Origin of the sequence: Chitinophaga sp., from assembly GCF_035761305.1 — a bacterium.
Taxonomy (GTDB): Bacteria; Bacteroidota; Bacteroidia; order Chitinophagales; family Chitinophagaceae; genus Chitinophaga.
Genome location: NZ_DASTRI010000253.1, coordinates 1 through 15,746 on the forward strand (window position 1 = coordinate 1; position 15,746 = coordinate 15,746).

General features: G+C 50.4%; 13 protein-coding genes. 11 read left to right on the forward strand and 2 right to left on the reverse strand.

Translation table 11 applies throughout. The features are described from left to right. Window positions 1-154: 154 nt before the first annotated feature. The 3 genes from xseA to VFS25_RS21145 all read left to right on the forward strand — a co-directional run bounded on the left by xseA (window position 155) and on the right by VFS25_RS21145 (window position 2,318). Window positions 155-1,594 carry an exodeoxyribonuclease VII large subunit gene (xseA, locus tag VFS25_RS21135; protein ID WP_326464170.1) on the forward strand — a complete coding sequence of 480 codons (1,440 nt, stop codon included), beginning with the start codon at window positions 155-157 and terminating at the stop codon, window positions 1,592-1,594. Further along, on the forward strand, window positions 1,572-1,787 hold the full coding sequence (xseB, locus tag VFS25_RS21140; protein ID WP_326464171.1) for an exodeoxyribonuclease VII small subunit: 216 nt from the start codon (window positions 1,572-1,574) through the stop codon (window positions 1,785-1,787). The genes xseA and xseB overlap by 23 nt, the downstream gene beginning before the upstream one ends. 102 nt (window positions 1,788-1,889) lie before the next feature. Beyond that, window positions 1,890-2,318: a hypothetical protein gene (locus tag VFS25_RS21145; RefSeq protein WP_326464172.1), complete on the forward strand. Its 429-nt coding sequence runs from the start codon at window positions 1,890-1,892 to the stop codon at window positions 2,316-2,318. Here the strand turns inward: VFS25_RS21145 and dcd are convergent. Continuing rightward, window positions 2,315-2,851, reverse strand: a complete 537-nt coding sequence (dcd, locus tag VFS25_RS21150) for a dCTP deaminase (protein ID WP_326464173.1) — start codon at window positions 2,849-2,851, stop codon at window positions 2,315-2,317. The two genes, VFS25_RS21145 and dcd, sit on opposite strands and share 4 nt — an antisense overlap. Before the next feature lie 134 nt (window positions 2,852-2,985). On the opposite strand from dcd, the gene VFS25_RS21155 reads away from it, so the two are divergent. From VFS25_RS21155 to lpdA, 7 genes are all read left to right on the forward strand, one after another. Beyond that, window positions 2,986-3,636, forward strand: a complete 651-nt coding sequence (locus VFS25_RS21155; protein WP_326464174.1) for a 4'-phosphopantetheinyl transferase family protein — start codon at window positions 2,986-2,988, stop codon at window positions 3,634-3,636. A gap of 12 nt (window positions 3,637-3,648) precedes the next feature. After that, window positions 3,649-4,155, forward strand: coding sequence for a shikimate kinase (locus tag VFS25_RS21160; RefSeq protein ID WP_326464175.1), 507 nt, complete (start codon window positions 3,649-3,651; stop codon window positions 4,153-4,155). Next, window positions 4,148-4,534 (forward strand): DUF423 domain-containing protein, encoded by a 387-nt coding sequence (locus tag VFS25_RS21165; protein ID WP_326464176.1) that lies wholly within the window; start codon window positions 4,148-4,150, stop codon window positions 4,532-4,534. Before VFS25_RS21160 ends, VFS25_RS21165 begins: the two co-directional genes overlap by 8 nt. Window positions 4,535-4,555: 21 nt before the next feature. Next, window positions 4,556-6,001 (forward strand): alpha/beta fold hydrolase, encoded by a 1,446-nt coding sequence (locus tag VFS25_RS21170; RefSeq protein ID WP_326464177.1) that lies wholly within the window; start codon window positions 4,556-4,558, stop codon window positions 5,999-6,001. A gap of 29 nt (window positions 6,002-6,030) precedes the next feature. Continuing rightward, complete coding sequence (locus VFS25_RS21175) at window positions 6,031-8,616, forward strand: DNA translocase FtsK (RefSeq protein WP_326464178.1); 2,586 nt, start codon at window positions 6,031-6,033, stop codon at window positions 8,614-8,616. Window positions 8,617-8,744: 128 nt separating this feature from the next. Next, window positions 8,745-9,413: an outer membrane lipoprotein carrier protein LolA gene (locus VFS25_RS21180; protein ID WP_326464179.1), complete on the forward strand. Its 669-nt coding sequence runs from the start codon at window positions 8,745-8,747 to the stop codon at window positions 9,411-9,413. A gap of 400 nt (window positions 9,414-9,813) precedes the next feature. Further along, entirely contained in the window at window positions 9,814-11,220 is a 1,407-nt protein-coding gene (lpdA, locus tag VFS25_RS21185; protein WP_326464180.1) for a dihydrolipoyl dehydrogenase, read from the forward strand. 284 nt (window positions 11,221-11,504) lie between these two features. On the opposite strand, the gene VFS25_RS21190 is transcribed toward lpdA, so the two are convergent. Beyond that, window positions 11,505-14,327 carry a S8 family serine peptidase gene (locus VFS25_RS21190; RefSeq protein WP_326464181.1) on the reverse strand — a complete coding sequence of 941 codons (2,823 nt, stop codon included), beginning with the start codon at window positions 14,325-14,327 and terminating at the stop codon, window positions 11,505-11,507. 448 nt (window positions 14,328-14,775) lie between these two features. Between VFS25_RS21190 and VFS25_RS21195 the strand changes: the two genes are divergently transcribed. Continuing rightward, window positions 14,776-15,597 (forward strand): M57 family metalloprotease, encoded by an 822-nt coding sequence (locus VFS25_RS21195; RefSeq protein WP_326464182.1) that lies wholly within the window; start codon window positions 14,776-14,778, stop codon window positions 15,595-15,597. The last annotated feature ends 149 nt before the right edge of the window (window positions 15,598-15,746 follow it).

Genomic DNA, 15,746 nt, shown 5'->3' on the forward strand with positions numbered 1-15,746 from the left:
GTTCATATGAACCGCAGATACTACCAAGTTAAAGAATGGTACTGCAGTAAGATGGCGGCCTGAAAATCATCTTCCCCCTCTCTCAAACTGATCTCCATATTTTTAACAAAATTCCCTTTATTTGTGGCCGTAGAATGCCAACTTTATAATCCGCATGTCCAATACAGTGCCCATCAGGTTATCCGACCTTGCCAACAAGGTGCAGCAAACCATTAACCAGGTGTTTGCAGGCCAAACCTATTGGATCATTGCTGATGTTACCAACTACTCCTTTTACCGGCAAAAAGGCTATCACTATTTTGACCTGGTAGAAAAGCAGGAAGGCGCCGCCGGTATCGTTGCCAAGGTAGCGGCAGTTGCCTGGGGCGCCGGCGCCGACAAGATCAAAGAATTTGAGCGCATTACCGGGCAGCCCTTTACCAACGGTATTCATGTACTGGTAATGGTGGCGGTTAACTACCACACCCTATACGGCCTGCAGATAACTGTGCTGGATATAGATGCCGGTTTTACCATCGGTATGCTGGAGCAGCAGAAACAGGCAGTGCTGGCCCGGCTGGTAAATGAAAACCCCGGCTTTATACAAAAGGCAGGGGAGCAGTATATCACCCGTAACAACCAGCTGCAGTTAAACCGTGTGATACAACGGGTGGCGGTGGTATCTTCCGGTAATTCCGCCGGCTACCAGGATTTTAAGCATACGCTGGACAATAACCGCTTCGGCTACCGTTTTACCTTGCATAATTACTTTACCGCAGTACAGGGTGAAGAAAAGGCAGAGCTACTGCAGCAGCGCCTGATCGATATTTTTAACTCCAATGTGCCGTATGATGCAGTGGCGATCATCCGGGGCGGCGGCGCACAAACCGACTTCCTGCTGTTTGACACCTACCGCCTGGGCAAAACCGTGGCTAAGTTTCCCATACCTGTTATCACCGGTATCGGCCACCAGAAAAATGAAACAGTGGTAGACCTCATGGCGCACAGCCCTACCAAAACGCCCACCAAGGCGGCTGAGTTTATTATTGCGCACAACAAGGCGTTTGAAGACGGGCTCATGAACCTGCAGAAAACAATTGTGATCCGCTCGCAGCAGCTGTTCTCCCATCGTTTCCAGGTTTTATCCGCGCTGAACAGCGTTATCGTGAACCAGTCGCGCAACATGCTTGCCCGCCATAAAGACCAGCTGCAGCGTTATAACCACGGCATTATTAACACTACGCAATCCATCCTGCTGCATAAGCACAGGGAGCTGCTGGCAGCCTCTAACCAGGTATTGTCCAAACCAGCCATGCTGGTGGCCCATAAACGGAACGAGCTGGAAAATACAGTAGCCGGCATCCGGTCGTTCAGCAGAATGTATTTTCAGCACAGGCATGCGGAAATGGAGCATCACAAAACCGTTTTCCGGCTCATGAGTCCTGCCAATATATTAAAGCGGGGGTTTGCGCTGGTGTACCAGGATGGTAAGGTAACCGCCAGCCCCGGCGGCATTACGCCGGGCAGCAACATCCAGGTACTGTTAACCGGCGCTATGATAAACGCTACAGTAACCGAAAAAAATGAAACTAATGGAACAGCATTTGACATATGAAGCCGCTTACAATGAGCTGAGGGCTATTGCCGCCGACATAGAGAACGAAGCCGTACCGGTAGACATACTGGCCGAAAAAGTAAAACGCGCTGCTGTGCTCATTGAATTTTGCCAGCAAAAGCTGCGCGCCACAGAGTCGGAGGTTACCAATATTATTAAGCAAATGGAGCAGCATAATGCAGGAGCTAAATAAAACAGGTGCTGTACCGGCCCCGTTTCTAATTCTCTTCATCACTTTTAAATACCCGCGGAATATCCTATTTTGTGTGTAGCACCAACCCAAACATCCTGTTTAATGCCCATTACAATATGTTCGTTACAGAAGCAGCAGTCACTCGAAGCGGTTTATGCTGCATTGGTCAATGACGCCCACAGCGCTGTATGGGCAGAAATAGGCTACACCATGCTGGCCTTCCTGGAAATGATTAATGCCACTTTCCCGGAAACGCCTTTATGGGGCCTTACTTCCCACGACCGCCTGGTGCTGCTTAATAACGATGATGCCTATTCCAGCTGGTGGGTAATTATCAGCTGCATGGGACAAAAAGAGATTTATTTTGAATACCTGATGCCTGCTGAAAAAGCGCCATGGCCTGGCGCTACAGTACGTGGAACTGCCGGCTCCCTGGCGGAAGCCAAAAAATACCTGCTCATTGCCATGAAAGAAAGCGGGGGCTGGCCCAACAACCGGGAGCTGGAACAGCAGCTGAAGGAAATAAATTAAAAATCATTCTTCCACATCATACTCTCTACCGGCCTTACGGTTCTGCTGTTATACTTTGCATTTCCCTTTTTGTTATAAAAGGTGGCTACTTCTCCTTCCACTACAAAATAAATCAGCTGTCCGATAGGCATGCCCGCATAGATCCGTACCGGTTGTGCGCAGGAGATCTCCAGCGTCCAGGTGTTGCAGAAACCCACATCTCCCTTGCCGGCGGTAGCATGAATGTCGATCCCCAGCCGCCCGGTGCTGCTTTTGCCTTCCAGGAAAGGCACATGCGCATGGGTTTCGGTATATTCTTCGGTAACACCCAAATAAAGCGTGCCGGGCTGCAGTACATACCCTTCCGCGGGTATCTCAAAATGCAAAATCTCGTTATGCGCCCGCGCATCCAGCACCCGGTCTTTATAGGTAGCCAGGTATTTGCCCAGGTGCACATCATATGAATTAGTGCCCAGGTATTTGCGGTTGTAAGGCGAAATAACGATAGTGCCTTTTTCAATTTCCTCCAGGATACGTGTATCAGACAGGATCATAAGTTTGAGTGGTTTTTTGAGCAGAAAGCTTAAAGCAGAAAGCATAAAGCAAAATGCCCGGAATCTGAAGCCCGATAAAACATAATCAGCATTCTGCTTTTTGCTTTCGGCTTTCTGCTTTAATTTGCCAAGATATGCCATTAATACGTACCATACAAATGGATCAGGCTACCAGGCTGGGAGTGTGGAAAATTGGTGAACAAGAACAAGAGGCATTCTTCCGGACACGCGTTAACATTTCCCCGGAAATACATCACCCTCATAAGCGCCTGCAGCATTTTGCCGGCCGCTACCTCCTGCTGGAGCTGTTCCCGGAATTTCCCGTGAACGCCATCAGGATCATGAAAAGCCGTAAGCCGTACCTGGCAGACAACAGCTTTCATTTTTCCATTTCCCATTGCCGCGATCATGTGGCTGCCATTGTCAGTAAAAAACACGCCGTAGGCATAGATATTGAAGCCATGCAGCCCAAAATAGGCAGGGTGGCCCATAAGTTCCTGGCCCCGGCAGAACAGGCCTTTATCGACCCTGATCAAACCCTGGCCCACCAAACCGTTTGCTGGAGCGCCAAAGAAGCTATCTATAAATGGTATGGCCTGGGAAGCGTTGATTTTAAAGAACATATGCAGCTCGATGCCTTTGATTTCCGCCCCGCCGGTTTTATTACGGCTAATTTTAACAGGCCGGATAAAAATGCGCGGCTATATTTGCAATATGTTGTGGAGGGGGAGCTGTGCCTGGCATGGACCGGGAAAGAGGAAGAAGCCGACAACCGCGAACTATAAAAACATATTACGTTGAGAATATTTCTGATCGGCTTCATGGGAGCCGGAAAATCTTACTGGGGCAAACAGCTCGCAGAACATTGGAACTTACCCTATTTTGACCTCGACGAAATTATCGTGGCAGAAGAGGAAATGGCCATTAGCGACATCTTCAACACCAAGGGAGAAGATTATTTCCGCGAACGGGAAAGCGCCATACTTCGCGGGCTTGCGCTGCGGGAGCCTTCCTTCCTGGTTTCCTGCGGCGGCGGCACACCCTGCTTCCAGGATAACATGGATTTTATGAACGAGAACGGCACCACGGTTTGGCTCAACCCCTCCATACCTACCATGGTAGAGCGCCTGCAACGTAAAAAGTACAAACGTCCGCTTATACAGGACCTGGCAGATGAAGATCTGACCGCCTTCATAGAAAAAAAGCTGGCAGAGCGCCTGCCCTTTTACCAGCAATCCCGGCACATCATTGCATCCGATCATATTTCACTCGATACATTTGAAAAAGAATTAAAGCATGCATAAGGGTTTTTTAGTGTGGGCGGCAATGTTAGGCGCCCTGGCCGTTATATTAGGCGCCTTTGGCGCACATAAGCTCAAAGAGCTGGTGCCCCCTGAGTCGGTAAGTACCTTCCAGACCGGCGTTACCTACCAGTTCTACCACGTATTTGCCCTGCTGGCGGTGGGTATCTTATACGCGCATATTCCTTCCCCGCAGCTGGTATGGGCCGGCCGTTGCTTCATTATCGGTATTGTGCTGTTCTCAGGCTCGCTGTATTTTTTAACCATCCTGAAAATGACCAATACAGTGGGCCTCCGTAATATTGGCATTATCACGCCCATCGGCGGGCTGGTGTTCATTGCCGGCTGGATCTCCTTACTACTGGCCGTGCTAAAAAAATAAAAAGCCGTCACCAAAACAGCCATGCTTAAACATTTCATCACCATACTGCTTTGCAGCCTGGCGCTTACCGTTTCCGCGCAGGATGAACATAATATTTCCGGCGCCTGGTTTGGCGTGTCCAGCAACTATGCGGGCGAAAAACACCGCCTGCTGATTGTGCTGGAAAAGAGCAGGCATGGCTATAAAGGGCTGCTCAAAAGCCCCGACCGCACCGATATGGCGCTGCCTATGGACAGTGTGGACTATACCGCGGGCACGCTACGGTTCCGGGTAAACGTTATTGACCTCAGCTACAAAGGCGGATGGGACGCCGCCAACCAGCGGTTTAACGGCACGCTCACCCAGGCCGGCCAACAGGCGCCCCTGCAGCTTTCAAAAGATACGATCCACCCGGCAGATGTGTACCGCCGTCCGCAGCAGCCCCACGGCCCGGTGGGGTACCGGGAGGAGCAGGTGATGTTCAGCAGCCTGGAAGATGAAAACATTGCGCTGGCAGGCACCTTTGCCCGCCCGCCTGACAGCGTGCAGCATTTCCCCGTGGTCATACTGCTTGGCGATGCCGGTCCCCAGGACCGTGATGAAACCATGTTCGGGCATAAGCCCTTTGCGGTGCTGGCCGATTATTTTACCCGCAGGGGCATTGCCGTGCTGCGCTGGGATGACCGCGGCGCCGGCAGCAGCAAGGGCAGCTACGACAATGCTACCTATGATGATATGGCCGCCGATGTGCGCGCCGCCATTGCCTACATCCGCCAGCGGAAAGATATTGACCATAACCAGGTAGGCCTGCTGGGCCACGGGGAGGGCGCTGCCATAGCGGCCATTGTTGCCAGCCGCCCGGCCGACAGCATCGCGTTCCTCATATCGCTGGCAGGTCCCGGCCTGCCTGCCCTGCAGCAGCAGGAAGCGCAGATGGCGCAAATGCTGCGCGCGGCCATGCCGCAAAAAGGCGACTCCTCCATTGAGCGCTATATTAAATATACCCAGCCCTGGTTCAAAATGCTGGCCACGGAAACCGATCCCGATGCAGCGCAGCAGAAAAGCCTGCAGCTGCTGCAGGAAATGTACCGCAAGCTGGCAGGCCGCCCCATGACGGCAAACGAGCAGGCCGGCATGGAGCAGCTGGTTGCCCTGCAAACCACGCCACATAGCTTATCCGCCATCCGCTTTGACCCCGCACAATATTATCAAAAGGTTAAATGCCCGGTGCTGGCGCTGAACGGCAGCCGGGATCTAGTGATGGACGCTACCCGGCAGCTGCCTGCCATTGAAAAGGCGGTGCTTACCGGTGGCAACCAGCAGGTGACCGCCCATAGCCTGGACGGCCTTAACCACCTGTTCCAGCCCTGTAAAACCTGCACTGCTACAGAATACGCCGATATTGATCAAACCATTGATCCGGCCGTTCCGGATTTTATAGCCCGCTGGATTATGGCGGTGGTAAACCTGTCCGCTTCACCACATTAAAATTTTCTTTCCTATTTTTGACCTCGTATATGTCAAAAAACAAGTTAAAAACGGAAAAACCTGAGAGTAAAAAGCCACGCAAAGAACAGCCGGATGTGAATGTGCTCAAAAAAGACAAGGAGGCAGACCTGAAGGTAAAAGAGCTGGTGAAAGACGAGCGCACCCATAAAGTATTGGGAATGATCTGCTTGTTGCTGTGTGTGTACCTTTTTATTGCCTTCACCTCTTACCTCTTTACCTGGGAGGAAGACCAGGACAAGGTTTTCCGGTATGCCGCCAGTGTATTGTTTATGAACGATATTAAGGTCGATAACCTGCTGGGCAGGTTGGGCGCCTTTGTATCTCACTGGTTCTTTTACGGTGGTTTTGGCGCGGCCTCTTATTTCTTCTGCTACCTTGCCTTTATACTGGGTATCAACTTTATTGTAGGCCGGCGCGTATTCCGCGTATGGCGCAACATCAAGCATATATTATTCGGCCTGCTGTTCATCAGCACCGTTATGGCCTTTATTGCCATACACGATGGTTTTCCCTGGGGCGGCGCAGTAGGCGACGCCATCAGCCGCTGGAGCATTGGCTTTATCGGCAAAACCGGTACCGCCCTTATGCTGCTGGTGGCCGGCCTTTCCTGGCTGGTATGGAAGTTCAACTTCGACTTTAAGTGGCCCGAGCGCAAGCCGCGTCCTGAAAAAGTGCCGGCGCCGTTTTCGGAGCCTGTAATGGAAGAGGAAGCGCCGGTAACAACGGCCAGGGGTAAACGTAAAAATGCGGTAAAAGGTGACGGTGGCGTAATGGTAATACCTCCTGCTGAAGAAACCGACGCCGATGCGGCAGATCTGCAGCTGGTAGAGCGGGCTGCCCCGCACCCCGGCGTTACCTTTATTCCGCCTGCTGTTACGCCGCCGGTGGAAGAAGAGGAAACAGAAGAAGAGGAGGAGGAGGAAGAAGAAGATGCCGGCCCGTTGTTATATATAGAGGAAACCGTGGAGCCTGCGCCGAAAAAGAAACGGCCTTCCCTGCCGGAAGAAGTGGCATTTGAAATAAAAGGCTTTAAAGAAGAGGAAGAAGAGATAGACGAGGAAGTAGAGATACAGCGCGATCCCGTACACGCCGATCCTTATGATCCCATGCTGGACCTGCGGGATTATAAATATCCCGCCCTGGACCTGCTGGAATCGCATATAAATGAAAAGATCGTGCAGGATGCCAGTGAGCTGGATAAGAACAAGAACCAGATCATAGACACGCTCAAGAACTACGATATTTCCATACAAAAGATCAGCGCTACAGTAGGCCCTACTGTAACGTTGTACGAGATTGTGCCTGCCGCCGGTGTGCGCATTTCCCGTATCAAAAACCTGGAAGATGATATTGCGCTGAGCCTTTCGGCCCTGGGCATCCGCATTATTGCGCCCATCCCGGGCAAAGGCACTATTGGTATTGAGGTGCCGAATGTGAAAAAGAGCATTGTGTCGCTCAAAGCCCTGCTGGCCTCTGAAAAGTTCCAGCAAAATAACATGGACCTGCCCATTGCCATTGGTAAAAAAATAGATAACGAGAACTTTATTGCCGACCTGGCCAAAATGCCGCACCTGCTGATGGCCGGCGCCACAGGCCAGGGTAAGTCGGTGGGCATTAACACCCTGCTGGTATCGCTGCTATATAAAAAGCATCCTTCACAGCTGAAGTTTGTGCTGGTAGATCCCAAGAAGGTGGAGCTAAGCCTGTACAAGCTTATTGAAAAGCATTTCCTGGCCAAGCTGCCCGGTGAGGAAGATGCGATTATCACCGACACCAAAAAGGTGATACACACCCTCAATGCTTTATGTATTGAAATGGATGTGCGGTACGACCTGCTCAAGGAAGCCGGCACCCGCAACATCCGCGAGTATAACAACAAGTTTGTACAGCGCCGCCTGAACCCGCAGAAAGGCCATCGCTACCTGCCTTTCATAGTGTTGGTGATCGACGAGTTTGCAGACCTGATCATGACCGCCGGCAAAGAGGTGGAAATGCCTATTGCCCGTTTGGCCCAGCTGGCCCGCGCCGTGGGTATTCACCTGATCATTGCCACACAGCGCCCGTCTGTAAATATTATTACCGGTACCATTAAAGCCAACTTCCCGGCTCGTATAGCCTTTAAGGTATCTTCCAAGATAGACTCCCGCACCATCCTGGATATTGGCGGCGCCGAACAGCTGATAGGGCAGGGCGATATGCTGGTTTCCTTTAACGGGGAACTGGTACGCCTGCAGTGCGCCTTTGTAGATACGCCTGAGGTGGAAAAGGTGGCTGAGTTTATTGGAGAGCAGCGCGGCTACCCCGAAGCTTTTATGCTGCCGGAGTATGTGGATGAAAAAGAGCTGGAAGGCAAGGAGTTCAGCCTGCAGGACCGCGACTCGCTGTTTGAGGAAGCGGCCCGGGTAATTGTGCAAAACCAGCAGGGCTCAACCTCCCTGCTGCAGCGCCGCATGAAGCTGGGCTACAACCGCGCCGGCCGTTTAATGGACCAGCTGGAAGCCGCCGGCATTGTAGGGCCCAACATGGGCTCCAAAGCCCGCGATGTGCTGGTAAAAACAGAAGCCGACCTGGAAGAGATACTCAATAGCTTTTAACATAATTTTAAGAGGTCGCTTACAGCCTAACTGCTAATTTCGCGCCGGCAAACAGCTATCAACCAGCAGCCGGCAGCTATTGCCAATCCGGCATAACATTTGACTTAGAAACGCTAAATAAGATAATAATGAAGAAAATTGTATTAATAGGTATGCTCATAGGCGGAGTTGTATTAAGTGGTATGGCTCAAACACGCGGCAGCCTTGGGCAAAACGATCCGAAAGCCAAAGCGGTGCTGGATAATGTGAGCAGGAAATTTAAATCCCTTAAATCGGTGGTTGCCAATTTTGTACTGAAGATACAGGGCGGCAATAACAGTGTGAATGACTCCAAAAAAGGTACCGTGTACCTGAAAGGATCCAAGTATAAAGTAGCTATGGAAGGGCAGGAGATCATCAGTGATAACAAAACTTCCTGGACTTATGCTAAAGATGTGAACGAAGTAACGATTAATAACGTGGACCAGAGCGCCACTACCATTACACCGGCAAAGCTGTTCACCAATTTCTATGACAAGGATTTCCTGTACCGCCTGGACGGGGAAACCACTGAAAAGGGCAAAACCCTGCAGAATATAGAAATGACGCCTACCGATAAGTCCAAGAATATTTTTAAGGTGATCCTCTCTGTTGATAAAAAGAACCAGAACATTGCCAGGATGAAGGTGTTTGAAAAGAATGGCAACCAGTATACGTACGAGATCACCAGCTTTACGCCCAACACCAACTTATCCGATGCTACCTTCACCTTTGACCCGAAAAAATACCCGGGGGTGGAAGTAGTTGACCTGCGATAGTCAATTACGCATTAGCGAATTACGAATTACGAATGGGAGCGGCGAGCTTCGGTTGGTAATTCGTAATTTTTTTTTTGCGGTAATTGCTGCGTTATAATGGATAACCTGTTAGCCAACCACGCGGCGCCTGTGTTACTGTTATCCGCCAGCTGCCAATACCATTAATGGCGCCGGCTATCCCGCAAATTGTCCTGGAGCCGGGGTGCTCCAGGTAAACAAGCCTGCCCTGGCGGCAATACTTTGTACTCTTATAATCCGCTAATTGGTAATGCTTTACAACTTACTCATAATCAATATCGATTTAATTAATTCGTAATTCGTAATTGTCCAATCCGTAATTCTTCTTATTTCTGCCATCTTTAACTATCTTTGGCAAGTTTTTTACTTAAAATTAAGCATTATGGCATACGACGTAATCGTAATAGGTAGCGGCCCCGGCGGATATGTGGCTGCTATCCGGGCTTCTCAGCTGGGATTTAAAACGGCCGTGGTAGAGCGGGAGAGCTTAGGCGGTATTTGTTTGAACTGGGGCTGTATCCCTACCAAGGCTTTACTGAAATCGGCGCAGGTTTTTGAATATATACAGCACTCCAAAGATTACGGTATTACCGTAGGCGATGCCAAAGCGGATTTTGAAGCAGTGGTTAAACGCAGCCGCGGTTCTGCAGATAAAATGAGCAAGGGCGTTCAGTTCCTGATGAAGAAGAACAAGATTGATGTGATCATGGGTACTGCCACTGTAAAAGGCAAGGGCAAGATAGAAGTGAAGGACAAGGACGGTAAAACCGCCACCCACGAAGCAAAGCATATTATACTGGCTACCGGCGCCCGCGCGCGTGAGCTGCCCAACCTGAAAATAGACGGCAAAAAAGTGATCGGCTACCGCGAAGCAATGGTGCTGCCCCAGCAGCCCAAATCCATGATCGTAGTGGGTTCCGGCGCTATCGGCGTTGAATTTGCCTACTTCTATCACAGCATGGGCACCAAGGTAACCATCGTTGAATTTCTGCCGCGCATAGTACCGGTAGAAGATGAAGATATTTCCAAAGAGCTGGAAAAGATCTACAAGAAGAAAGGTATTGATGTAATGACCAATGCTTCTGTAGAATCAGTAGATATCAGCGGCAACGGCGTAAAAGCCAAGGTAAAAACCCAAACAGGCGAAGTTACCCTGGAAGCAGATGTGGTGCTGAGCGCTGTAGGTATTACCGCCAACATCGAGAACTTAGGCCTGGAAGCCCTGGGCATTAAAACCGATAAAGGCAAGGTATTGGTTGATAAATACTACCAAACCAATGTACCGGGTGTATACGCCATCGGCGATATGGTGCCTGGCCAGGCCCTGGCGCACGTAGCTTCCAAAGAAGGCATTATCTGCGTAGAGGCTATTGCTTACAACGAAAAGAAATATGCGCATAAACCCGAACCCATTGACTACAACAATGTACCGGGTTGTACCTATTGCTCACCGGAAATTGCTTCTGTAGGCTATACCGAAAAAGCAGCCAAAGAAGCCGGCTACGAAGTGAAAGTAGGTAAATTCCCCTTCACTGCTTCCGGTAAGGCAACTGCCGCCGGCGCAACCGAAGGTTTTATTAAAGTAGTATTTGATGCCAAGTACGGCGAATGGTTAGGTACGCACATGATCGGTTCCAATGTAACGGAGATTATTGTACAAACTGTAACCGCCCGCAAGCTGGAAACCACTTACCAGGAAGTGCTGGACTCAATACACCCGCACCCCACTATGAGCGAATCTGTAAAAGACGCCATAGAAGTGGCTTACGGAGAAGCGATACACCTGTAATAGTTAATAATTAAGAATTAACAATTAATAATTAAGATTACGAATTACGAATGAAGACCATTGGGTTTTCAGGTTGTAATTCGTAATTTTTTTTATGAAGTGTTGGTTAGCTATTCCGGTAGCCGGTTCATTTTAAGCTACTGTGCTTTCAATTTAATCCCGGTTCTTATAACCATAATATTTTATTAAAGGCTTGTTCTTAAAAGCAGGCAGGTAATCATTCCTCCTGCCGTTATCCGCTGCATTCAATTCGTAATTTGTAATTGAATAATTCGTAATTACAATTACTCCTTGACGAATTGCTTCACAAACACCCGTTTCCCGCCTTCATACAGCGCCAGCACATACCCGCCGGGGGCCAGTGTGCTCACATTAATACTTTCCTGCAGGCTGGCTACAATAAAATTGCGTACCAGCCGCCCGTTCATGTCTGTGATTTGGCATACGCGCGCCTGCGGCTCCCGGCTTATCAGCAGCAGGGTAGTGGTGGCCGGGTTGGGGAACAGTAAAAATGCATTGTCTTTGCCGGTAATAAGGGCCGAGCTGGTGTCTGAATACAACATGCGCCCGTCCTGTGTTTCCAGCCTTACACGGTAATAGTTAATACCCGCGCGCGGCGATGCATCTGTAACGGTATAGTTAGTGCCGGTAGTAACAGCGGTAGACTGCAGGGGAACAAACGTATTGCTGCTCAGCCGCTCCCACCAGATGGTTTTCAGGTTATACAGGCTGCCGAGGGTAAGCGTAAGGCGTACCTGCGTATTATTTAGCGGGTCGGCCAGCAGGGCGGTTACATAGCAGCTGAGGCCCTGGTTGCGGTAGTCGAGCCCGTAGCTTTTTACGCTGCTCCAGCCATCGGGGTGTATGGCGCTTACCGCAAACCAGGTGGCGCTTACGCTTTGCTTGGGTACCAGTATAAAGGTATCACGGGTACGCAGGTACGTTTCCAGGTATTGATTGCCCAGGGCATATACGTCATAAGCGTTTGCGCCTGGTATGGCCCGCCAGTATAAAAGGGTGGAATCTGTACAGTTAAAGCCTACGTGTAGCTCGGGCGCGGGCGAAATATAAAAAGCAGCGCTGGTATAGGTGGTATCTGCTGTTTGCATGCGCAGCCAGGCTTTGGAAAAAATGCCGGGCAGCTCCCAACTGTAAGTGCCGTTTGCCAGCAGCAGGTTTTGCGCCACGGGCTGCCAGGTAACGCTATCCCTGCTGTATGAAAGATTGCCGGTGCCGGTATGCGTGGTTTGCCAGCGCAGGGGAACCGTGTTACGTGCCGCAAAGTTGCTTTGCGGGGCGGGGTTATCCCAACGGAAGTACTGTTTTGGAATATATGCATAGGCAACATAAAATGCCTGCGGTCCTTTAGGCACTGCCCGGCCGTTTACATGTATGTGCACCACGCCGCCGGGATCGTTTATGGTAACCTGCTCGGTATTGTTCAGCGTATCTAACCCGCGGTGGGCCGGCGCTTGCAGGGAATCGGCAGCAGGGAAGATGCTTAGTACCCACGGATCATAGCGGGTATTGGCGGCATCGGTTACCCACAGGTCCAGGTCATTTACCAGGGCCTTGGTCGCATTGGCTGCTGCCGCCGGATCGGGCCATCCCAGCGTTACTTTCAGCTGCTGTGTGCCGGCAGGTATGGTAAGGGTAAAGTCCTGGCTGCTGCCGTTGGCAACAGTGCTGCTCAAAAAACGTTGTTCTTTTACCGTAGTTACCGCCTGTAAGGCATTAATGGCGCCAAAGCCCGTCTGGTAATCGACCTGTGGGGCGCCAATATCGTCTGCGCTGTTGATCAATATGGTTTTCAGCAAAGCTGCCGAAGGGGTTTTGCCATATTGCCGGCGGAAAGCATCCTGTACAAGGGTGGCAATGCCGCTGGTAAGCGCAGCAGCGTTGGAAGTGCCGTCCAGGCCGTAAGCTACCAGCTCCGGCTTTACGCGCCCGTCATACGCGGGGCCTCTGGCACTGAGTGCGGGCAGGTTGTTTGCACCATCTGTACCGCCGGCTACCAGTACATTCTTGGCTTGTTTGTAAGTACCGGAAAGGTTGGCTACGCCGGCAATGCCGCTGTAAAGCCCATCGGCGGGCGCCTGGTTGCCGTCGTTGCCGGAAGAAAATACGTGCAGCAACGTATCCATGCTTACGGTTTGCGCGTCATAGGCGGCTGCTTCGGTACCGTAGTAATTTTCTATGCCTGTGCCGTAAGAATGGTTCTGCACGCGCACACCCAGCTGCCCGTACAGTGGGGCATCATCCGGTAAAAGTGTAGTGTTAAAATCAGAGGAGGTTAAGTGCGCGCCAATGGCTGCGCCCCTGCCTTCCCGGCCGGTATTGCCGGCGCCTGCAATAAGAGTGGCCATAATGGTGGCATGTGCATCAACCTGGGTGGCGGCAATGCCGCCATCTGTATAGCGGCCGGTAAGATCAGTATCTGTTGTGTCAAACAGGTTTTCTTTAATAGACACTGTCATATTTTGCCCCTGCAGGTTCGGGTACAATTGCTGTACGGTGCTTACCCGGTTTAAGGTCATATCATTACTGCTGATAATGATCTCTGTTTTTGGTTTGCGCATCGCGTCTGCAAACCGTATCACAGGCTGCGCAATAAAGCGGGGCCAGTCGGCTGCTTTAACTTTTACAACCGCCAGCCGGTCAGCCGGCTTACGTTGCACCACGCACCAGGCAGGAAGGATGGTGCTGCTGTCCAGCTGCACCTGCAGTGTGAGGCTGTCTGCACCATGCAGCTTTTCCAGCTTTTGCAGCAATGTGTTTGTACACTTCCAGTTGTTATTGGCCGGGTAAGCATATACCACCTTTTTTAATAACAGGGTATCTGTAACCGGCTGCTGCAGTATGTAGTAAAAGCGGTTAATGGTTTTTATAATACCATGCGGCTGTAGTGCAGCCATACCGGGATATACGCGAAACTTTACCAGGTAAAAACCGGATTTATTGCTGCTGTCTTTAGCGGTTTTGGCGGTAGGTAAAATGGCATACCGTTGCAATAATGTATCAGTACCTGGTGCCTGCCGGGCATGCGCAGCCAGGTGGGCATAGAGGAACAATAGCACCCATAAGGTTCTGGCGGCAATGTATCTCATGTAAGGAAAGATAAATGTACTGTACATAATAAAACTAATGCAATTACAGCAGCATCCCAATTTTTTATAGGACGGGCAGAAAATGTTTTTTTTAAATTATTTGAATGTTGTAATATTGAACGGGAAAAAGAATAATCGATACAACCACGATCTAAATTGAAAACAAGCAAAATCTGAACCAGAGCGTTTTAGCACCAATAGTAGTAGCACATTAGAAACACAAAATCTGTCGTAACCGGAGCATTGATTTCTTGAATTTTACTGGTGAAAATTGAAACCTGCTGAAGGGAACCCTTCCTTCATTTTCATCTTTTATTGTTCACAGATTTCATATATACGAACCCGTAGTGCCTGCAGCCCAGGCGCCTGGCTACGCTTTATCCTGGAAAACACATACTATGCATGAGCAAATCAATTTAATTATCCAAACCCAAAATCCACATCTATTATGATCAAACAAGTAATCCGCGGCCTGGCAGGCTGCCTGGTGGCAGGCGCCCTGTTTATTTCCTGCCAGAAAGACAATGCGGAAACCGCACAACAAGATCAAAAGATCCCACAGGATGTACTGCAGAAGATCGGCAATAAAGGCTTCAGCACTGCCGACGTACACAAAGTAGACGGCGGCTACCTGGTAGAGGGCGACATCCTGCTTAGTGAGCAAGAGCTGTCATCTGTTTCTTCTTCCCCCAACCTGCGCATTGCAGAAGTAGAACAGTACCGCACCAACAACCTGGTAACCCGTTTGCCCCGCGTAATCCGGGTAAAGGTAACAGGCCTCACCCAGCCTTATATCGACGGCACTGACCTGGCCATTTCCCGTTATAACGCACTGGGGCTGCAGCTCACGTTCCAGCGTGTAACCAGCGGTAGCGCGGACATTACCATCCGCGGTTTTTACCAGGGCCCCAGCGGCGGCTTTATTACCCTGGGCTCATCCGGCTTTCCCACCAACAGCGGCAACCCGTACAACTCCATTAGCATGAATACACATCCGCAGGCTTACGGCACCAACCCCAACGTAAGCTATGTAGGTTCTGTAATTCAGCATGAAATGGGCCATTGCATTGGTTTCCGCCATACGGATTACATGAACCGGGCTTACAGCTGCGGCAGCGGCGGCAACGAAGGTTCTGCCGGTGTAGGTGCTGTTCATATTCCGGGTACACCCACCGGCCCCGATGCAGCTTCCTGGATGCTGGCCTGCTCTAACGGCGGCAACCGTACGTTTAATGCAAACGACCTCATTGCGCTCAATTATCTTTATTAAGTAAAAAGTAAAAAAGCAAAAAGTAAAAAGCGAAAGCCGGCTATGCTGCGCATAGTATAGGTGCTAACTGCTCAACGCCGGCTGCTCAACGCCAATTGCTAATTGCAAAACGCTTGCGAAAGCCCCGTTATAAATAATGCATAGTATTA